Here is a 20,304-nt window from a genome sequence, read left to right as displayed (position 1 = left end):
GTCACTATAAACCGCAACAAGATAAGTGTGGTAATTTTTACATATTGCAGGGTGGAGACTCGTAAAAACCGGTAAGACAGGTAAGAATGTGGGGGGAAATAGAGAAAATACAAAGAAAAAAGTTGACTGAATGCTCATTCATTATATAATAGAATTAAACAAATTCAGAAAAATGTCATTGTTTCTAATTGTATTTCACATTAAAATGGAGATAGACATTTTAGCACTTTAAATCAGAAAGGGGCTCAAGTAATATGAACGGGTTGCTATGGATTAACTTAATTGCATTTTTGCTTGTAACCGCTTACGCCATCAGCTTATTTGTCTATTTGATCAGGACAAGAGTGGCTTATATCAAGCTTGGTAAAAAAACGGAATTCGATAACCGTGTCAAAGAACGGCTCGAAAAGATATGGGTCAACGTATTTGGCCAGAAGAAACTGTTAAAGGATAAGAAGAGCGGAACCATCCATGTTGTGTTCTTCTATGGTTTTATTCTCGTTCAGTTTGGTGCGATTGATTTTATTATAAAGGGAATCAAACCGGGTGCCCATTTACCATTCGGACCTTTGTATCCTGCGTTTACGTTTTTCCAGGAAATCATCACGCTGACCATTCTTGTCGCGGTTGCGTGGTCCTTTTACCGCCGCTATATTGAAAAGCTTGTCCGTTTAAAGCGCGGCTTTAAATCCGGCATAGTCCTAATTTTACTCGGCGGATTAATGCTTTCCGTTCTTTTAGGAAATGGAATGAGCATGATCTGGCACGGACATGAAGCTACATGGACCGAGCCTGTTGCTTCAGGTATTGCCGCTCTTTTCGGCTGGATGGGCGCAACCGCAGCAACTGTAGTATTCTATATTGCTTGGTGGATTCACACGATTTTCTTATTTACTTTCCTAGTGTATATCCCGCAATCGAAGCATGCTCACTTAATCGCAGGCCCTGCTAACACATATTTCAGCAGATTGGATAATCCCGGAAAACTGAAGCCGGTTGACTTTGAAGATGAGTCGCAGGAATCCTTCGGAGCAGGAAAAATAGAAGACTTTACCCAGCTTCAATTGATCGATTTATATGCCTGTGTAGAATGCGGACGCTGTACAAATATGTGTCCTGCTTCAGGAACAGGGAAAATGCTGTCTCCAATGGATATCATCATCAAAATGCGTGATCACCTGACGAATAAAGGTGCTGCGATTACCGCAAAACAACCTTGGGTACCAACATTCGTATTCGGTAATACACAGGGCAACCAGATTGCACTTGCGAGCGCCGGACAAGGTGCACAGGAATCTGCGGCTGCGGTTGAATACAACCAGGCGTTAATCGGCGAAGTCATCACTGAAGAGGAGCTCTGGGCCTGTACGACTTGCCGTAACTGTGAAGATCAATGTCCAGTCATGAACGAGCACGTTGATAAAATCATCGATATGCGCCGTTACCTGGTCCTGACAGAAGGCAAAATGAACCCGGATGCACAGCGCGCGATGCAAAACATTGAACGCCAGGGCAACCCTTGGGGCCTTAACCGTAAAGAAAGAGAAGACTGGAGAGAAATCCGCGATGATGTTCACGTTCCAACCGTCAAGGAAATGAAAAAGACGGACGAGGAATTTGAATATTTATTCTGGGTCGGTTCCATGGGTTCCTATGATAACCGAAGCCAAAAAATCGCCTTATCCTTCGCTAAGCTGATGAACGAAGCTGGCGTGAAATTTGCGATTTTAGGAAACAAAGAGAAGAACTCCGGGGATACTCCGCGACGTCTGGGCAACGAGTTTATCTTCCAGGAGCTTGCAGCCAAGAACATTGAAGAGTTTGAGAAAAACGAAGTAAAGAAGATTGTAACGATCGATCCTCACGCATACAATATTTTCAAAAATGAGTATCCCGATTTCGGTTTGGAAGCGGAAGTATATCATCACACCGAATTGTTGGCCAAGCTTGTTAAAGAAGGCAAGCTGGTTCCGAAGCACGCTGTAAACGAAACGATTACATTTCATGATTCCTGTTACTTAGGACGCTACAACGAAGTATATGACGCTCCTAGGGATATCCTGAAGGCGATTCCGGGCGCGGAGTTTGTGGAGATGGAACGCAACCGGGAAAATGGAATGTGCTGCGGTGCCGGCGGCGGACTCATGTGGATGGAAGAAGAAACCGGACACCGGGTTAACGTAGCTCGTACAGAGCAGGCGTTAGCTGTAAGTCCTTCGGTAATCAGCTCCGGCTGCCCTTACTGCTTGACGATGATTACAGACGGCACAAAAGCAAAAGAAGTGGAAGAAGACGTAAAGACATATGATGTGGCTGAGCTATTGGAAAAATCAATATATGGTGAAAAACCAGCAATTGCCTCTTAAGAATCCAATCAGCCACCTCATAGAACTTGCATAATACTATAAAGCCTGCTTCCAAAATAAAATATTTATTTGAAGGGAGCAGGCCTTTTTTAAAAAGAAAGCTTAACCTTTTCTTATGAAAAATTTCCAAAAAGTAAAAATAACATTTAAAATTTTGCGCCTTTTCATGTAAGATATAGTAAAGCGCTTACATTATTTAGATGAGCATTTTTTATGCCCTTATTATGAGCGAGCGTTCAGTCAACTTGATTTGCGTGTATTTAATTAAACAGCAATCTATAAAAAGGTAATAAAAGGAGGAGCTTTATGGCTAGAACAGTCATTGTTAGTGGAGTAAGGACACCTTTTGGGAAATTTGGGGGAGGGTTAAGCAGTTTGTCTGCATCTCAGCTTGGCGGGGTTGCAATCAAGGAAGCTCTGGTAAGGGCCGGAATAGATGGCAGCCAGGTAGATGAAGTAATCATGGGAAATGTGCTTCAGGCAGGCCAGGGACAAATCCCATCCCGCCAGGCTTCAAGACATGCGGGCATTCCGTGGGAAGTGAAAACAGAAACGATCAATAAAGTTTGTGCCTCTGGACTGCGAAGTGTAACGCTGGCTGACCAGATCATCCGCTTAGGCGATGAGGAAATCATTGTTGCAGGCGGCATGGAATCCATGAGCAATGCTCCTTATATTATGCCAAAAGCGAGATGGGGAGCTCGCATGGGTGACGCGGTGATGAAAGATGTAATGGTTCATGACGGATTAAGCTGCAGCTTTACAGGAGCACATATGGGCACATATGGGAACAGTACAGCTGAAGAATTGGAACTTTCACGCGAAGACCAGGATAACTGGGCACTTAGAAGCCAACAAAAAGCAATAGCCGCTATCGAAGGCGGAGTGTTTGCCGAGGAAATCATTCCTGTCGAGGTTCCTGTGCGTAAAGGGGAACCGGTAATCGTGGAACACGATGAAGCTCCGAGAAAAGATACATCCATTGAAAAGCTTGCTAAATTAGGTCCCGCATTCAACAACGAAGGAACGATTACGGCCGGAAATGCCCCAGGAGTAAATGACGGGGCAGGAGCGCTTGTGCTTATGAGTGAGGAAAGAGCCGAAAAAGAAGGGAAAACCCCATTTGCCTATATGATCGGACATGCCGAAGTTGCCGTGGAAGCAAAGGATTTTCCAAAGACTCCAGGACTTGTTATTAACAGGATTCTGAAAAAGACGGGAAAATCGATAGAAGAAATCGATTTATTTGAAATAAATGAAGCGTTTGCGGCGGTGGCCCTTGCAAGCGGAAAACTGGCTAACGTAGATTCTGAAAAAGTAAACGTGAACGGCGGGGCGGTAGCACTTGGACATCCGATTGGGGCTAGCGGTGCACGGATTATCATCACGCTGATGCACGAATTGAAACGGCGCGGCGGCGGTCTGGGCATTGCGGCGATTTGCAGCGGCGGCGGCCAGGGAGATGCCGTTTTAATCGAAGTTCCAAAACAAGTTTAATAGATTATATGGGCAGCAGATTGGAGGAGCTTTCATGAACATTGCAAAAGTAATGGTGATCGGTGCCGGGCAAATGGGTTCAGGAATCGCCCAGGTCTGTGCGATGAGCGGCTATGAGGTTATATTGCATGACTTGAAGCAAGAGTTTGTCGACAAAGGCCTTGGAATCATTGACAAAAATCTTTCCCGCCAGGTGGAAAAAGGGAAAATGGAAGAAGAAAATAAGCGCAGTACACTGGCAAGATTGACAACGTCCACTGATTTGAGAAATGCAGCTGACGTAGATCTGGTGATTGAAGCAGCCATAGAAAACATGGACATCAAAGCAAAGCTGTTCAGTGAACTGGATGAAATTGCGCCGGCACATGCGATTTTGGCTTCCAATACCTCATCGCTGCCAATCACTGAAATTGCAGCGGCGACCAGGCGTCCGGAAAAAGTGATCGGTATGCACTTCATGAATCCAGTTCCTGTTATGAAGCTTGTTGAAATTATCCGTGGGCTTGCTACAGCAGATGAAGTGTATGCGGTGATTGCAGAAATGTCCAGGACATTGAGTAAAGTTCCGGTAGAAGTGAATGACTTTCCGGGCTTCGTCTCCAACCGTATTCTGATGCCGATGATCAATGAAGCCATTTATACGTTATATGAAGGTGTGGCTTCCAAAGAAGCAATCGACGAAGTGATGAAGCTCGGCATGAACCATCCGATGGGACCGCTGACGCTTGCTGATTTCATCGGGCTTGATACATGCCTTTATATCATGGAGACGCTCCACGAAGGCTTCGGTGATGATAAATACCGGCCTTGCCCGCTGCTTAGGAAATATGTGAAAGCGGGCTGGCTCGGGAAGAAATCCGGCCGCGGCTTCTACGAATACAGCTTGTAAAAACATCCGGGAGGCCACTCTATGAAACTGACATTGAATGACGAGCAAAAGATGATGCGTAAAATGGTACGTGATTTTGCAGAAAGCGAAATCGCTCCCTTTGTCGAAAAAATGGAAGAGGGGATATTTCCACGGACTTTACTGGAAAAAATGGGCGAGCTCGGGTTGATGGGAATTCCGGTTCCTGAAGCATATGGCGGCTCGGAAATGGACTTTATGTCCTATATAATTGCCATCCACGAAATTTCAAAGGTAAGCCCTGCTCTTGGTGTTATTCTTTCCGTCCATACATCGGTAGGAACGAATCCGATCCTTTATTTCGGCACAGAGGAACAGAAACAAAAGTATGTCCCAAAACTTGCTTCTGGAGAGTATCTAGCCGCATTTTGTCTGACTGAATCGAGTTCCGGATCGGATGCTGGAAGCATGAAGTCGAGGGCTGTTAAGGAAGGGGATTTTTATAAAATAAACGGCTCGAAAATGTTCATTACCAATGGCGGAGAAGCAGAGATCTACATCGTTTTTGCTTCAACCAATCCAGGAGCTGGCAGTAAAGGCATATCGGCTTTTATCGTGGAAAAGAATACACCTGGCTTAATCATTGGCAAGGATGAGCACAAAATGGGCCTTTATGGTTCAAGAACGGTACAACTGACATTTGAAAATATGATGGTTCCGGCTGAAAACCTGCTTGGTAGCGTTGGGGAAGGCTTCAAGATAGCGTTAGCCAATCTGGATTCGGGACGAATCGGAATTGCGGCGCAGGCCCTTGGCATTGCTGAAGGCGCTTTTGAGCATGCTGTCCGCTATGCAAAGGAAAGGGTCCAGTTTGGAAAGCCGATTGCATCCCAGCAGGGAATAGGCTTTAAACTGGCGGAAATGGCAACGGCAATCGAAGCTTCCAGATTGTTAGTTTACCAGGCCGCTTTTTTAAGATCAGAGGGGCTTCCGTGCGGTAAAGAAGCATCGATGGCAAAGTTAATGGCTTCCAAAACGGCTGTTGAAGTATCATCAGAAGCAATCCAGGTGTTTGGCGGCTACGGCTATACAAAGGAATACCCGGTGGAGCGTTATTTCCGTGATGCCAAGGTTACAGAAATTTATGAAGGCACAAGCGAAATCCAGCGAATCGTCATCAGTAAGCATCTTTATAACTAGGCTTTGTGACATGTCCTTGTAGAAGGGAATCCGGGCTTTCGCTTAAATACTATGTGTTTTCGCTTAATTCGGTGATTTTTCGCTTAATTATGAAAGTTTTCGCTTAAAACACCGTTTTTTTCGCTCGAATCGTCAAGTACATTTATTAATAAGAGACAGGGGTAATCAATCATGCAATTTAAACTTACCGAAGAACATGAAATGATCAGGAAAATGGTTCGTGATTTTGCCAGAAATGAAGTGGCTCCGACAGCCGCCGAACGGGATGAAGAAGAACGCTTCGACCGGGTCATTTTTGATAAAATGGCTGAACTCGGCCTCACAGGCATCCCTTGGCCGGAAGAATACGGCGGCATTGGCAGCGACTATCTAGCTTATTGTATCGCGATTGAAGAATTGTCGCGGGTTTGTGCATCAACAGGGGTGACTTTATCAGCCCATACCTCCCTGGCAGGCTGGCCGATCTATAAATTCGGTTCAGAAGAACAAAAGCAGAAGTATCTGAAACCGATGGCACAGGGCGAACAAATTGGCGCCTATGGTCTGACAGAACCAAGCTCGGGCTCCGATGCAGGCGGGATGAGAACAACTGCCAGATTAGAAGGGGATCACTATCTAATAAACGGCTCCAAAATATTCATCACAAACGGTGGAGTGGCCGATACGTATGTTGTCTTTGCGTTGACAGACCCGGAATCAAAACAAAAGGGCACGAGCGCGTTTATCGTTGAGAAAGACTTTCCAGGCTTTAGCGTAGGAAAAAAGGAAAAGAAGCTGGGCATTCGTTCATCGCCAACCACAGAGATTATTTTTGAAGATTGCCAGGTTCCAAAAGAAAATTTGCTTGGCAAAGAGGGAGATGGCTTCAAAATCGCGATGATGACCCTCGATGGCGGCAGGAATGGCATTGCGGCGCAGGCTGTTGGAATTGCTCAAGGGGCGCTTGATGCAGCAGTGGGTTATGCGAAAGAACGTGTCCAATTCGGGAAACCGATTGCCGCACAGCAAGGGATTGGCTTTAAGCTTGCTGACATGGCAACAAGCGTGGAAGCCGCAAGATTATTGACTTATCAGGCTGCATGGCTGGAATCTGCCGGGCTTCCGTATGGAAAAGAATCTGCGATGTCGAAACTTTTTGCCGGTGACACGGCGATGAAGGTAACGATAGAAGCAGTCCAAGTATTCGGGGGTTACGGTTATACCAAGGATTATCCGGTAGAACGCTATATGAGAGATGCAAAAATCACGCAAATATATGAAGGAACTCAGGAAATTCAAAAACTGGTTATCTCCAGAATGATTACAAAAGATTAAAAATTAGAATCCAAACGAACGATTAAGTTTTGGTTCGACGTTCCTTTTTACAAGGCGCTTGCACTTTTCTTATAGGATGGTGATGTATGGAAAAAAGAGAGGTCCATGCTTCTGTAAAAGATGAGAAGCTTGTCAGCATGCGGCGTAATCAAATGATTAAAGGAGCCGTGAGTTTATTTAAAGAAAAGGGATTCCACCGGACAACGACCCGGGAAATTGCCAGGGCAGCCGGTTTCAGCATTGGAACGCTCTATGAATACATCCGCACCAAAGATGATATTTTATATTTAGTCTGCGATTTTATTTACGACGAGGTAAAAGACAGGCTGAAAATGGAATTGGAACAGAATAGCGGCACTCTTGAAAGCCTGAAGCTTACGATTTCCTATTTTTTCAAGGTAATGGACGACATGCAGGATGAAGTGCTGGTGATGTATCAGGAAGCCAAGTCACTGACAAAGGATGCTCTTCCTTATGTATTGAAAAAAGAAGTGGAAATGGTTCATATGTTTGAGCTGGTAATCTCACGTTGTGTGGAAAATGGGGAATTTGATTTATCAGAGGACCATATCGGCCTTGTCGCGCATAACATTTTTGTGCAGGGCCAAATGTGGAGCTTCCGCCGCTGGGCCCTGCAAAAAATGTATACGCTTGACGAATATATCCAACTGCAAACAGAGTTGCTGGTCATCAGTTTGCCGCGTATTAACGGACAGTAAGCCCGCCACTGATGGAAGTTTCACTTTATATAGCAATCAAAAGACGACACAATTACGGTAAAAGGAGGAGCGAAATGAGCACAATGGAGATGTATAAACCCAAAAATCACATCCGTTTTGTAACCGCCTCCAGCTTGTTCGACGGCCATGATGCATCGATCAACATTATGCGCCGTATTTTGCAATCGAGCGGGGCTGAGGTGGTTCATCTGGGCCATAACCGTTCTGTTGAAGATGTTGTTAATGCAGCGATCCAGGAGGATGTCCAGGGTATTGCGATATCGTCCTATCAAGGCGGCCACGTAGAGTATTTCAAATATATGTATGATTTATTGAAAGAAAAAGGGGCAACCCACATCCGGATTTACGGTGGTGGAGGCGGAGTCATCATCCCCCGCGAAATTAAGGAACTTCATGATTATGGGATTTCGCATATTTTTTCGCCGGAGGATGGAAGGGTAAACGGCCTCCAGGGTATGATCAATTTGATGCTCGAGGAATGTGATTTCTCGACGGTGCAGTCATCGATTCAGGAACGTTTCGAATATTTGCTTTCCGGAGAAACGGGAGCGGTAGCGCAATTTATTACACTAGCCGAAAACAGGCTTGATATAGGGGATGAAGCTGCGGCTGCGGTTGAAACTCTTCTTGAACAAATCAAGACATCTGAAAAGAATGTACCGGTTATCGGGATAACGGGCACAGGCGGGGCGGGGAAAAGCTCATTGACTGACGAATTAATCCGGCGGTTTATCAATGAAATCCCGGGAAAAAAAATCGCCGTCCTTTCCGTTGATCCGACCAAACAAAAAACGGGCGGGGCGCTGTTGGGTGACCGTATCCGGATGAATGCGATTTTTTCGGACCGGGTGTATATGAGAAGCCTTGCAACCCGGCTTTCCAAGAGTGAGCTATCGCTTGCGATTAAGGATGCCATTTCCGTTGTGAAAGCGGCCAGCTTTGATTTGATTGTTGTTGAAACAAGCGGAATCGGGCAGGGAGATGCTGGCATCACCGATATTTGTGATGTGTCCATGTATGTGATGACAAGTGAATTCGGGGCCCCTTCCCAGCTGGAAAAAATCGATATGATCGATTATGCCGATTTGATTGTCATCAATAAATACGAACGCAAAGGATCAGAAGATGCAAAACGGCAGGTTCAAAAGCAATACCAAAGAAGCCATATGCTGTTTGAACAGGATGCTGATGCGCTGCCTGTATACGGCACAATCGCTTCACAGTTCAATGATCCGGGAACCAATGCTTTATTTGCAGCACTGATTGAAAAGATAAATGAAAAAGCCGGCACGGAGTGGGAAACGTCGTTCTCGAAAGAGGCAGACGTCAAGAAACAAAATATCATTATTCCAAACGACCGCCGTTATTATTTACGCGAAATTACGGATACGGTCCGTAATTATCATAAAAACGCCGAAGATCAAGTCCGCTTTGCCAGGAGGCTGTTCCAGCTTGAGGGAGCAATTGAGGCAGTTAAGGAAAAAGAAATAAATGAAGAAATTCTGTCTTCGCTTCAGGCATTAAAAGACGAAACTGCTTCCAAGCTGTCAGTGGAGTCGAAAAAAATCCTTGATGGATGGGAAGCGTTTAAGGAAAAATATTCGGGCGAGAAATTCGTCACGAAAATCAGGGATAAAGAAATCAAAACTGAATTGAAAACGAAAAGCCTTTCCGGATTAATGATTCCGAAAATCTCGCTGCCAAAGTTTGTTGACTATGGCGAGATTTTAGGTTGGGTGTACCGTGATAATGTTCCAGGACATTTTCCGTATACGGCTGGAGTATTCCCATTTAAACGCGAGGGCGAGGATCCAAAGCGCCAATTCGCGGGAGAAGGAACGCCTGACAGGACGAACCGCCGCTTCCATTATCTCTCCAAGGATGATGCTGCAAAACGTCTCAGCACGGCTTTTGATTCGGTAACCTTATATGGGGAAGATCCGGATTACCGACCGGATATTTATGGAAAGGTTGGCGAAAGTGGAGTCAGCATATGCACACTGGACGACATGAAAAAGCTTTACACGGGCTTTGATCTTTGTCAGCCTTCCACATCCGTTTCGATGACAATCAATGGACCTGCACCAATCATCTTGGCGATGTACATGAATACGGCCATTGACCAGCAGGTGCAAAATAAAGAGGCGGAGCTCGGCAGGGTATTGACACCGGAAGAATTTACGGAAGTTCGCGCCTATACGCTTCAAACCGTACGCGGCACCGTCCAAGCTGATATTTTAAAAGAGGATCAGGGGCAAAATACGTGTATCTTCTCTACGGAATTCGCCTTGAGGTTGATGGGTGATATTCAGGAGTATTTCATTGATCATAAAGTGAGAAACTATTATTCTGTTTCTATTTCTGGCTACCATATTGCCGAAGCAGGCGCTAATCCCGTTTCGCAGCTGGCCTTTACACTCGCCAATGGATTCACTTATATCGAATATTATTTAAGCCGCGGGATGAATATTGATGAATTCGCACCGAATCTTTCATTCTTTTTTTCTAATGGTCTTGATCCAGAATATAGTGTAATCGGGCGTGTTGCAAGAAGAATTTGGGCTACGGCCATGCGTGATAAATACGGTGCCAACGAGCGCAGCCAAAAGCTGAAGTATCATATTCAGACTTCCGGGCGCTCCCTGCATGCCCAGGAAATTGATTTTAACGATATCCGCACCACTCTTCAAGCGCTTATGGCACTTCAAGATAATTGTAATTCGCTCCATACGAATGCATATGATGAAGCAATTACCACGCCTACACAAGAATCAGTACGCAGAGCGATGGCGATCCAAATGATCATTACAAAGGAACACGGATTATCCAAAAATGAAAATCCGCTTCAGGGAACCTTCATTATTGAGGAGTTGACTGATTTAGTGGAAGAAGCGGTGCTTCAGGAATTCGACCGCATCAATGACCGCGGCGGTGTCCTCGGTGCCATGGAAACGCAGTACCAGCGAGGTAAAATTCAGGATGAATCGATGTACTATGAAATGAAAAAACATTCAGGAGAGCTGCCAATTATAGGTGTGAATACTTATTTGAATCCAAATCCCCCTTCCGAGGAAGCACTGAACACAATGGAAATCGCCCGTGCGACGAAAGAAGAAAAGGAAGGACAAATCCAAAACCTCCGCGAATTCCAAAAGCGGAACCAGCCTCAATACGAACCAGCGATCAAACGTTTGAAGGAAGCAGCAGTGAACGGGGAAAACATCTTTGCGGAATTAATGGAGTGCGTAAAGGTGGCAAGCCTCGGGCAAATCACCCATGCACTTTACGAAGTCGGAGGACAATACAGAAGGAATATGTAATTAAGGAACTCAGGCTTTGGACGCCACGTCCTGTGGCAACGCCGCCAGAACCCGCATCCTGTTGGCCCAGCGGAAGCGCCTTGGTCAGCTCGTGAAGCAAATAGGCACTTGACCCAGAAGGCGCTTTTTGCCTTCTGCGGTCAAGTGGTCTTTTGCACAGCGAGCTAGGCGCTGGAGCTAGACAACGAAAAAAGGAACGCCGCCAAAAATGGTATTGAGCTGACTGAAAAGCAAGTTCAATACCCTTTTTTGTGTAGAAAAAAAGTACTTTTCCAGGAAAATAGCTTTTTTCGCTTATAATTATTAGTGAAAAAGGCGACACTGATATTTCATAAGATTAAGATATGGCTGGCATAAACCTATTTTAAATGTTTATAATGAATATGTCTTGCAGGAATTGCATTTTGTCATGCGGAATACTTGTTTAGATTATTTTTTTATGTAAAAAATGCCGATTATGAAGTGTTTGGAATAGAGAAAGGAAGTGCGGGCCTTGAGTTTAAAACAATACTCAAAAGAGCAATTAGCAGAAATGTCAATGCTTGAAATTGCTTATGAATTGCTTGTAGAGAAAAAGCAACCAGTTTCTTTTAAAGAATTAATGAATGAAATCCGAAAATTGCAGGGTTTTTCAGATGAAGAAATGAAAAAGAGAATCTCTCAATTTTATACAGACCTGAATGTCGACGGCCGGTTTACCTCCCTTGGAGAAAACCGTTGGGGCCTGAAAACATGGTACCCTGTCGATCAGATTGAAGAGGAAGTTGTACACGTTGCTAAACCGAAGAAGAAGAAAGCGAAGAAAGCGGTCGAAGAGGACTTGGAAGATCTTGAAAACGAGGATCATGAATTTGAAGATGAGGACCTCGACGATCTTGATGAAGAAGAGGAAGAAGAGGATCTTATCGATGATCCAGATGATGACGATGATGACGATCTGCTTGATGCTGACGCCGATGATGATGAGGATGAAGATGAAGAAGAATTCGAGGATGACCTTGAAGAAGATATAATCGAAGAGGACGATGAGCTTGAAGAGGAAGAGGACGAGGAAGAAATCGACAAGGAAGAAAATCGATAAGTTCCTGATCCATGCTTGACTTTTTAAAGCGGAATTTGTAAAATCATTTTTGGGCTCCTTAAACATGGACACGTTGATAAAATACAACGCTCCCTTACTTTTGTAAGAGGGGCGTTTTTGTTTTTTTGTAGAGATAACAGGGAAAATGATGAATTTTGGATGCCACATTCAAAACGGACATCATTTTTTTGTTTTTATTCCTTAATGCTAACCTTGTAATGATTTCTCGTTAAAGGGAAAAACTACATGGGGAAACAGATCAGGTTTGGACTTTTAATGGTTCGGCCTGGGTGATAGTTAGATAAAAAGATTAAAAAAGGGGAAAAGACATGACAAAATATATTTTCGTGACAGGCGGAGTGGTTTCTTCATTAGGCAAAGGGATTACTGCTGCCTCGCTTGGAAGGCTTTTGAAAAACCGGGGGCTGAATGTAACGATTCAAAAATTCGATCCGTATATTAACCTCGATCCAGGAACGATGAGTCCGTATCAGCATGGAGAAGTTTTCGTAACGGATGATGGTGCTGAAACCGATTTGGACTTGGGCCATTATGAAAGGTTCATTGACATTAATCTCGGAAAACACAGTAACGTAACAACGGGTAAAATCTATTCTGCTGTTTTAAGAAAAGAGCGCCGCGGTGATTACTTAGGAGGAACGGTACAGGTTATCCCCCATATTACCAACGAAATCAAAGAGCGTGTTTTCCGTGCCGGGCATGAAACGAATGCAGATGTTGTAATCACGGAAATCGGCGGAACAGTAGGCGATATAGAGTCATTGCCATTCCTTGAGGCCATTCGCCAAATCAAAAGTGACATTGGCCGGGATAATGTGATGTATATTCATTGTACGCTTGTCCCGTATATTAAGGCAGCCGGCGAAATGAAAACGAAGCCGACACAGCACAGTGTGAAAGAGCTGCGCAGTCTGGGCATCCAGCCGAACATCATTGTCGTCCGTACGGAAATGCCAATTTCCCAGGATATGAAAGACAAAATCGCATTATTTTGCGATATAGATACGAAAGCTGTAATCGAATGCCAGGACGCCGATACGCTGTATTCCGTTCCACTGGCACTGCAAGAGCAAAAGATGGATCAAATCGTTTGTGACCATCTAAAGCTTGACTGCCGTGAAGCGAATATGGATGAGTGGAAAGAGTTGGTGCAAAAAGTTACCAGCCTTTCAAAAACTACCACCATTGCATTAGTTGGAAAATATGTTGAACTCCAGGATGCATATATTTCTGTAGTAGAAGCACTGAAGCATGCAGGCTATACATTTGACGCCGATATCAAAATCAACTGGGTCAATGCAGAGGATGTTACCCGTGAAAATGTGGCAGATCTTCTAGGGGATGCTGACGGAATCCTTGTACCGGGCGGATTCGGTGACCGCGGCATTGAAGGGAAAATTTCCGCTATCGAATATGCGCGTATCAATAAAAAACCGTTCTTCGGCATTTGTTTGGGCATGCAGCTTGCTTCCATAGAATATGCCCGCCACGTGTTGGGGCTTGAAGGTGCCCATTCAACAGAAATTGATCTGGAGACTCCTTACCCAATTATCGATTTGCTTCCAGAGCAAAAGGATATAGAAGATCTCGGGGGAACACTGCGGCTAGGGTTATATCCTTGTAAGCTAGTGGAAGGGACAAAAGCCCATGCTGCTTATCAGGATGAAGTAGTCTATGAACGACACCGCCATCGTTTTGAATTCAACAACCACTACCGAAAGGCTTTGGAAGCTGAAGGCTTTGCCTTCTCAGGTACAAGCCCGGACGGACGTCTTGTGGAAATCATTGAAATCAAGGATCATCCATGGTTTGTTGCTTCACAATTCCATCCGGAGTTTATTTCAAGACCGACACGGCCCCAGCCGTTGTTCCGTGACTTTGTTGAAGCCTCTCTAAAGTGCAGCGAAAAACTTTAAATGAATCAGCTTTGAAACAAACATGTCGTAATTTGGATAAAAAAAACGCCTGGATAGGAATAGCCATCCAGGCGTTTTCAACTTTTTTTCGGACTTTATGGTTTACAATCCAAATCATTTCAACTACTACCCAACCCGGACGATTTACTTTCTAAAACGCACCGTATACTATCCAGACTAAATCAATTACTGTCGATCATTCTTCCGAATACTCCTGTAGTATTTCATCCAAAGTAAATTTGATCCCATAATAAACAAACAAAGCCGCTATCAACGTTGGGAAGCCAACCCTGTTTCCGCTATCATCCGGAAGCAACCCTTTTTGAAGGCGTAAATCCATATGCACATCTGCCAGTTTGTCCAGTGAGTGTTCGGCAAATGGAACGAGGGTGGACACTGCGGTGAAAGGGATCCCTTGTTCCTGAAGCTGCCGGGCAAGCTGCAAAGCTCCGCTGTCGTTCGAATGCCGGGTAAAAACCAGAACCCGGTCCGCGCTTGTAATCGCAGCCAGCTCATTTCCAGCATCATATAGAGGCATAGCGGACAGGAACGGTTCCGCACCTCCCAATGCTTCTGCAAGGATTCCCTGCATTTCTCCAAAACCATGTATGTAAATGGTACCGTCTCCGATGGAAGCTTGGGCCAGCAATCGGGCACAGTCCTCAAACGAAAACTCTTCTCCGTCCATTATCTTTTTAAACAACCCGCTTATCTGGGTCGAAAACATTTTTAACATGTTGTTTTACTCCTTTAAAAATTATCGTCACCGTTTAGTATAAATCAATGAATTCCCGAAAGCGAACGATAGGGGAACACTTGCCGGGAAATAAAATCTGCAAATTGTTTCCGCCCGGCAAGCAGGATTTCGGGAAATATTTAGCGAATATATAAAAATAGCTTTATTTATGTGTTTGACAGGGGAAACACGGCTGGCTTCAGGGTTATATACCATACATACATAGACTGGGCAGATGGTAGTCATGATAGTTTTTCAAGTGTACAGCTATTTATTTCTTCAGATTAGGAAGAGGTGCGAGAATGGCAGGAAAAATATTAATTGTAGATGATCAATTTGGAATCAGAATTTTGCTCAATGAAGTGCTTAACAAAGAGGGGTATAATACGTTCCAAGCCGCTAACGGTGTGCAAGCGCTGGATATTGTGACAAAACATTCTCCTGATTTAGTTCTGTTGGACATGAAGATTCCGGGAATGGACGGCATAGAAATTTTGAAACGCATGAAGCAGCTTGATCCGGATATTCGAGTCATTATAATGACTGCCTATGGCGAATTAGATATGATTCAAAAAGCCAAGGACTTAGGGGCCATGACTCATTTTGCTAAACCTTTTGATATTGATGATATACGAAAAGCGGTTAAAGATTATTTGCTCGTGCGAAAGTCATGATAATAATGGTCATTCATACTTGTAATTCATATTAATGAAATGTACTCTCGCAAATATTGAATATAACCCTGCGGCCGTATTTCAGGACTGGCTTATCTCCTGAAATATAAGCCGTATTTTTTTATGATTTAAGAGAACGGGTCATTTCGACTTTCGTTTGAATTTGTTGCTGTTTTTTTTCTGTCCTGATATGCTAAGAGTGATTTTGAAATTTCCCGGAAATCCATGTGGTATGTAACTGCATATTTAAGGGGAAATTCTAGAGAGAATCTGCATTTGCAGGAGAACATTTGCTAGGAGGAAATTAAATGCCTTTAGTATCAATGAAAGATATGCTTAATAAAGCCCTTGAGGGTAAATATGCAGTCGGCCAGTTCAATATTAATAACCTGGAGTGGACTCAGGCGATTTTAGCTGCTGCAGAGCAAGAAAAATCACCGGTCATCCTTGGTGTATCAGAAGGTGCAGCACGTCACATGGGCGGTTTTAAAACAACTGTCATGATGGTTCAAGGTTTATTGGAAGATATGAAGGTCACTGTCCCTGTGGCAATCCATCTTGACCATGGCTCAAGCCTTGACAAGTGTAAGGAAGCGATTGATGCGGGCTTCACTTCCGTTATGATCGACGCTTCTCACCATCCTTTGGAAGAAAATATCGAAACAACTTCAAAAGTTGTCGAATATGCCCATGCTAAAGGAGTTTCTGTTGAAGCTGAACTAGGTACTGTTGGCGGACAGGAAGACGATGTAGTAGCCGATGGTGTTATTTATGCTGATCCAAAAGAGTGTGAAGAATTAGTCAAACGCACAGGTGTTGACTGCTTTGCACCTGCCCTGGGTTCTGTCCATGGACCTTATAAAGGCGAGCCTAACCTCGGCTTTAAAGAAATGGAAGAAGTACGTGATTTAACAAGAATTCCGTTAGTATTACACGGTGGTACAGGCATTCCAACTAAGGATATTCAAAAGGCAGTAACACTGGGAACTTCCAAGATCAATGTAAATACGGAAAACCAGATCGCTTTCACAAAGGCTGTCCGCGAGGTCCTGAACAAAGATGCTGACGTATACGATCCCCGTAAATATATCGGACCGGGCCGTGATGCAATTAAGGAAACGGTTGTCGGCAAAATCCGCGAATTTGGTTCAAACGGAAAAGCTGAGTAATCTAAAATTAGATATATCCCAATAAGGGTCTGATTCTCCATAAAGCAAATGCCCACCCTAGAAAAGGCGGCATTATGTCATGGGTAAAGGCCCTTTTCTCTTATATTTATTGACAATTACAAATTCGCCATTTACACCATTCACAAAAGTATGCTTATATAGTTGAAAAAGAGATGGAGGTTTTAAGATGAAATTTTTTATTGATACCGCTAATATTGATGAAATTCGCGAGGCCCACGCACTTGGCGTTCTCGCTGGCGTAACAACGAATCCGTCACTTGTCGCAAAGGAAAAGAACGTTTCCTTCCATGACCGTTTGAAAGAAATCACGAGCTTGGTGCAGGATTCAGTCAGTGCAGAGGTAATATCTCTTGATTTTGAAGGGATGATGAAGGAAGCGAAAGTGCTTTCCGCGATTGCGCCGAACATTACCGTTAAGGTTCCGATGACCCCAGACGGGCTTAAAGCTGTTTCGGCTTTAACAAAGGAAAACATTAAAACAAACGTTACGTTAATTTTCAGTGCGAATCAGGCATTGCTTGCTGCAAGAGCGGGAGCGACGTATGTGTCACCGTTTCTGGGCCGCCTTGATGATATCGGCTTCAATGGCATGCATTTGATTTCGGATATCGCCGATATTTTCGCGATTCACGATATTCAATCAGAAATTATCGCGGCTTCGATTCGGCACCCTATGCATATTACGGAAGCTGCTTTAAATGGGGCGCATATTGCCACGATCCCATATAAGGTGCTGATGCAGCTATTCAAGCATCCGCTGACCGATAAAGGCATTGAGGCTTTCCTTGCTGACTGGAATGCCCGCGAGGAAGCATAATCTGAACTTTCTCCCTACTTCTGCATACAAAGAACAGCTGTGGCTATTCGCCCATTTTTAAATTTTTTTCAAAATTTTTACATGACTTTTCTCTTTTTGTGTAAACTAATAAAATGGAAAGAAAATAATGTCGGATTATATACATTTGTCTTGGGAAATAATTCCTAAATGAATGGGTGTATGTCAAAGATGTCTTTTTAACTGCTCAGAGTAGAAGGGAGTTTATTATGGAAAAGCTTAAAATTGCAGGCGGCTATCCGTTGAAAGGCAGCATCCGTGTAAGCGGTGCGAAAAATAGCGCAGTTGCTCTTATACCTGCTACTATACTTGCTGATTCTCCGGTTACAATCGAGGGTCTGCCTGATATCTCGGATGTGCAAATTTTAAAGGGCCTCCTTGAAGAGATAGGCGGAACGGTTTCTTTTCATGATGGAGAAATGACGGTCGATCCCAGCAAGATGATTTCAATGCCATTGCCGAATGGACGAGTCAAGATGCTCCGTGCTTCCTATTATTTAATGGGTGCCATGCTTGGGAAATTCAAAAAAGCGGTGATTGGTCTCCCAGGAGGGTGCCATTTAGGGCCGCGTCCAATCGACCAGCATATCAAAGGGTTTGAAGCACTAGGTGCACAGGTGACAAATGAGCAGGGTGCGATTTATTTGCGTGCGGACGAGCTTAGGGGCGCGCGTATCTACCTCGATGTTGTCAGTGTAGGCGCTACAATCAATATCATGCTTGCAGCTGTTTTGGCAAAAGGAAGGACAGTCATTGAAAACGCTGCAAAAGAACCGGAAATTATCGATGTAGCTACTTTGCTGACCAATATGGGAGCGAAAATTAAAGGGGCCGGAACAGATGTCATCCGCATCGACGGCGTTGAGAACTTAAGCGGGTGCAAACACACAATCATTCCTGACCGGATAGAAGCAGGGACGTTCATGATTCTGGCTGCAGCTGTCGGACAAGGCATCTTGATTGATAATGTCATTCCCCAGCATCTAGAATCTCTAACAGCTAAACTAAGGGAAATGGGTGTCAACATCGAAGCAGGGGATGATCAGATTTTCGTTTCTCCCGGTGCTGAGTTTAAGTCCGTTGATATAAAAACGCTCGTCTATCCTGGTTTTCCTACCGACCTGCAGCAGCCATTCACTTCATTATTGACCAGGGCAGGAGGATCCAGTGTTGTAACCGATACGATATACGGGGCCCGTTTTAAACATATAGACGAGCTTCGGCGGATGAATGCCAATATTAAAGTAGAAGGCAGATCCGCGATTATCAACGGCCCAATCCAGCTTCAGGGAGCCAAGGTAAAAGCAAGTGATCTCCGTGCAGGAGCTGCACTTGTCATAGCTGGGTTAATTGCAGAGGGAATCACGGAGGTAACCGGCCTGGAACATATTGACCGGGGTTACAGCCATCTTGCCGAAAAACTTTCCGGTCTTGGTGCAACGATCTGGAGAGAAAAGATGTCCGAAGAGGAAGTAGAGCAGTTGAAAAATTGAATATAGTCCCAGTGCCTTAATGTGTTACGATAATGAAGAGATTGTGTTATACTAATTATTATGTAATTATAGTTAAGTAGCACTGAGGGGGAACCAATAATGGAGAGAAGCTTATCTATGGAGCTGGTGCGCGTAACGGAAGGAGCCGCTTTGGCTTCAGCGCGTTGGATGGGAAGAGGAAAAAAAGAAGAAGCAGATGATGCGGCTACTTCGGCTATGCGGGATGTCTTCGATACAGTACCGATGAAAGGGACTGTCGTGATCGGGGAAGGCGAGATGGATGAAGCGCCGATGCTGTATATCGGCGAAAAGCTTGGTACCGGGTATGGCCCTCGTGTAGATGTTGCGGTTGACCCTCTGGAAGGAACGAACATTGTTGCTTCAGGAGGATGGAACGCTTTAGCGGTATTAGCCATCGCTGATAACGGCAACCTCCTTCATGCTCCGGATATGTACATGGATAAGATTGCAGTTGGGCCTGAGGCAGTCGGGCAAATCGATATTGACGCTTCTGTTTTGGACAACCTGAAAGCAGTGGCAAAGGCAAAGAATAAAGATATCCAGGATGTTGTCGCGACGGTATTACACCGCGAGCGCCACTCGAAAATAGTCGAAGAGCTCCGTGAAGCAGGCGCACGAATTAAATTAATTAATGATGGCGATGTCGCCGGTGCCATCAATACAGCCTTTGACCAGACCGGTGTGGATATTTTGTTCGGCACAGGGGGGGCACCTGAAGGAGTGATTGCTGCGGTGGCACTTAAATGCCTCGGCGGTGAGATTCAGGGCAAACTCCTTCCGCAAAATGACCAGGAAGCGGAGCGCTGCCATAAGATGGGCATAGATTTGAACAGCGTTCTTAGAATGGAAGACCTTGTCCGTGGTGATGACGCCATTTTTGCCGCGACTGGTGTGACAGATGGAGAATTGTTAAAAGGCGTCCAGTTTAAAGGTAATTATGGAGAGACACACTCTCTTGTCATGCGTGCAAAATCGGGAACCGTCCGATTCATTGAAGGCCGGCACAGCCTGAAGAAGAAGCCAAACCTGGTTATCAGGTAGAAGAGCTTTTCT

Annotated in this window: 15 protein-coding genes; 14 read left to right on the top strand and 1 reads right to left on the bottom strand. The window is 44.6% G+C overall.

Annotation, left to right across the window (positions count from 1 at the left end):
• Nucleotides 1–254 precede the first annotated feature (254 nt).
• The 9 genes from ELQ35_RS04080 (at nucleotide 255) to ELQ35_RS04040 (ending at nucleotide 14,302) form a co-directional block, all read left to right on the top strand.
• Complete coding sequence (locus ELQ35_RS04080) at nucleotides 255–2,366, top strand: heterodisulfide reductase-related iron-sulfur binding cluster (RefSeq protein WP_126863556.1); 2,112 nt, start codon at nucleotides 255–257, stop codon at nucleotides 2,364–2,366.
• 306 nt (nucleotides 2,367–2,672) lie between these two features.
• Entirely contained in the window at nucleotides 2,673–3,863 is a 1,191-nt protein-coding gene (locus ELQ35_RS04075; protein ID WP_126863555.1) for an acetyl-CoA C-acetyltransferase, read from the top strand.
• A 34-nt stretch (nucleotides 3,864–3,897) separates the two neighbouring features.
• Nucleotides 3,898–4,752: a 3-hydroxybutyryl-CoA dehydrogenase gene (locus ELQ35_RS04070; protein WP_126863554.1), complete on the top strand. Its 855-nt coding sequence runs from the start codon at nucleotides 3,898–3,900 to the stop codon at nucleotides 4,750–4,752.
• 21 nt (nucleotides 4,753–4,773) lie between these two features.
• The gene (locus ELQ35_RS04065; protein WP_126863553.1) at nucleotides 4,774–5,910 is read left to right on the top strand and encodes an acyl-CoA dehydrogenase; all 1,137 of its coding nucleotides are present in this window, start codon (nucleotides 4,774–4,776) and stop codon (nucleotides 5,908–5,910) included.
• 171 nt (nucleotides 5,911–6,081) lie between these two features.
• Entirely contained in the window at nucleotides 6,082–7,224 is a 1,143-nt protein-coding gene (locus ELQ35_RS04060) for an acyl-CoA dehydrogenase (protein WP_126863552.1), read from the top strand.
• An 86-nt stretch (nucleotides 7,225–7,310) separates the two neighbouring features.
• Nucleotides 7,311–7,943: a TetR/AcrR family transcriptional regulator gene (locus ELQ35_RS04055; protein WP_126863551.1), complete on the top strand. Its 633-nt coding sequence runs from the start codon at nucleotides 7,311–7,313 to the stop codon at nucleotides 7,941–7,943.
• 74 nt (nucleotides 7,944–8,017) lie between these two features.
• Entirely contained in the window at nucleotides 8,018–11,284 is a 3,267-nt protein-coding gene (gene icmF / locus ELQ35_RS04050) for a fused isobutyryl-CoA mutase/GTPase IcmF (RefSeq protein WP_126863550.1), read from the top strand.
• Nucleotides 11,285–11,777: 493 nt separating this feature from the next.
• The gene (rpoE, locus tag ELQ35_RS04045) at nucleotides 11,778–12,365 is read left to right on the top strand and encodes a DNA-directed RNA polymerase subunit delta (protein ID WP_126863549.1); all 588 of its coding nucleotides are present in this window, start codon (nucleotides 11,778–11,780) and stop codon (nucleotides 12,363–12,365) included.
• Nucleotides 12,366–12,694: 329 nt separating this feature from the next.
• Nucleotides 12,695–14,302, top strand: coding sequence for a CTP synthase (locus ELQ35_RS04040; protein ID WP_126863548.1), 1,608 nt, complete (start codon nucleotides 12,695–12,697; stop codon nucleotides 14,300–14,302).
• Between the two features lie 196 nt (nucleotides 14,303–14,498).
• Here ELQ35_RS04040 and ELQ35_RS04035 read toward each other — a convergent pair whose 3' ends face one another.
• The gene (locus ELQ35_RS04035; protein WP_126863547.1) at nucleotides 14,499–15,038 is read right to left on the bottom strand and encodes a DUF2529 domain-containing protein; all 540 of its coding nucleotides are present in this window, start codon (nucleotides 15,036–15,038) and stop codon (nucleotides 14,499–14,501) included.
• Between the two features lie 302 nt (nucleotides 15,039–15,340).
• Here ELQ35_RS04035 and ELQ35_RS04030 point away from each other — a divergent pair, with 302 nt between their 5' ends.
• The 5 genes from ELQ35_RS04030 (at nucleotide 15,341) to glpX (ending at nucleotide 20,292) form a co-directional block, all read left to right on the top strand.
• Nucleotides 15,341–15,712: a response regulator gene (locus tag ELQ35_RS04030; RefSeq protein WP_126863546.1), complete on the top strand. Its 372-nt coding sequence runs from the start codon at nucleotides 15,341–15,343 to the stop codon at nucleotides 15,710–15,712.
• A 308-nt stretch (nucleotides 15,713–16,020) separates the two neighbouring features.
• On the top strand, nucleotides 16,021–16,881 hold the full coding sequence (locus ELQ35_RS04025; RefSeq protein WP_126863545.1) for a class II fructose-bisphosphate aldolase: 861 nt from the start codon (nucleotides 16,021–16,023) through the stop codon (nucleotides 16,879–16,881).
• Nucleotides 16,882–17,068: 187 nt separating this feature from the next.
• Nucleotides 17,069–17,719 carry a fructose-6-phosphate aldolase gene (gene fsa / locus ELQ35_RS04020; RefSeq protein WP_126863544.1) on the top strand — a complete coding sequence of 217 codons (651 nt, stop codon included), beginning with the start codon at nucleotides 17,069–17,071 and terminating at the stop codon, nucleotides 17,717–17,719.
• A 227-nt stretch (nucleotides 17,720–17,946) separates the two neighbouring features.
• Nucleotides 17,947–19,230 carry a UDP-N-acetylglucosamine 1-carboxyvinyltransferase gene (locus ELQ35_RS04015; protein ID WP_126863543.1) on the top strand — a complete coding sequence of 428 codons (1,284 nt, stop codon included), beginning with the start codon at nucleotides 17,947–17,949 and terminating at the stop codon, nucleotides 19,228–19,230.
• 99 nt (nucleotides 19,231–19,329) lie between these two features.
• On the top strand, nucleotides 19,330–20,292 hold the full coding sequence (gene glpX, locus ELQ35_RS04010) for a class II fructose-bisphosphatase (RefSeq protein ID WP_126863542.1): 963 nt from the start codon (nucleotides 19,330–19,332) through the stop codon (nucleotides 20,290–20,292).
• The last annotated feature ends 12 nt before the right edge of the window (nucleotides 20,293–20,304 follow it).

The sequence above is a fragment of the Peribacillus cavernae genome (assembly GCF_003989135.1).
In the GTDB taxonomy this organism is placed as follows: domain Bacteria; phylum Bacillota; class Bacilli; order Bacillales; family DSM-1321; genus Peribacillus; species Peribacillus cavernae.
The sequence above is the reverse complement of the archived record's forward strand: the minus strand, read 5'-3'. Positions and strand labels throughout refer to the sequence as shown.

What these genes read in the sequence shown, in the direction of transcription:
- glpX (WP_126863542.1), top strand. Translation starts at nt 19,330, where the DNA reads ATGGAGAGAAGCTTATCTATGGAGCTGGTGCGCGTAACGGAAGGAGCC.
- ELQ35_RS04080 (WP_126863556.1), top strand. Translation starts at nt 255, where the DNA reads ATGAACGGGTTGCTATGGATTAACTTAATTGCATTTTTGCTTGTAACC.
- ELQ35_RS04065 (WP_126863553.1), top strand. Translation starts at nt 4,774, where the DNA reads ATGAAACTGACATTGAATGACGAGCAAAAGATGATGCGTAAAATGGTA.
- ELQ35_RS04075 (WP_126863555.1), top strand. Translation starts at nt 2,673, where the DNA reads ATGGCTAGAACAGTCATTGTTAGTGGAGTAAGGACACCTTTTGGGAAA.
- ELQ35_RS04060 (WP_126863552.1), top strand. Translation starts at nt 6,082, where the DNA reads ATGCAATTTAAACTTACCGAAGAACATGAAATGATCAGGAAAATGGTT.
- icmF (WP_126863550.1), top strand. Translation starts at nt 8,018, where the DNA reads ATGAGCACAATGGAGATGTATAAACCCAAAAATCACATCCGTTTTGTA.
- ELQ35_RS04030 (WP_126863546.1), top strand. Translation starts at nt 15,341, where the DNA reads ATGGCAGGAAAAATATTAATTGTAGATGATCAATTTGGAATCAGAATT.
- ELQ35_RS04055 (WP_126863551.1), top strand. Translation starts at nt 7,311, where the DNA reads ATGGAAAAAAGAGAGGTCCATGCTTCTGTAAAAGATGAGAAGCTTGTC.
- fsa (WP_126863544.1), top strand. Translation starts at nt 17,069, where the DNA reads ATGAAATTTTTTATTGATACCGCTAATATTGATGAAATTCGCGAGGCC.
- ELQ35_RS04025 (WP_126863545.1), top strand. Translation starts at nt 16,021, where the DNA reads ATGCCTTTAGTATCAATGAAAGATATGCTTAATAAAGCCCTTGAGGGT.
- ELQ35_RS04040 (WP_126863548.1), top strand. Translation starts at nt 12,695, where the DNA reads ATGACAAAATATATTTTCGTGACAGGCGGAGTGGTTTCTTCATTAGGC.
- ELQ35_RS04015 (WP_126863543.1), top strand. Translation starts at nt 17,947, where the DNA reads ATGGAAAAGCTTAAAATTGCAGGCGGCTATCCGTTGAAAGGCAGCATC.
- ELQ35_RS04035 (WP_126863547.1), bottom strand. Translation starts at nt 15,038, where the DNA reads ATGTTAAAAATGTTTTCGACCCAGATAAGCGGGTTGTTTAAAAAGATA.
- ELQ35_RS04070 (WP_126863554.1), top strand. Translation starts at nt 3,898, where the DNA reads ATGAACATTGCAAAAGTAATGGTGATCGGTGCCGGGCAAATGGGTTCA.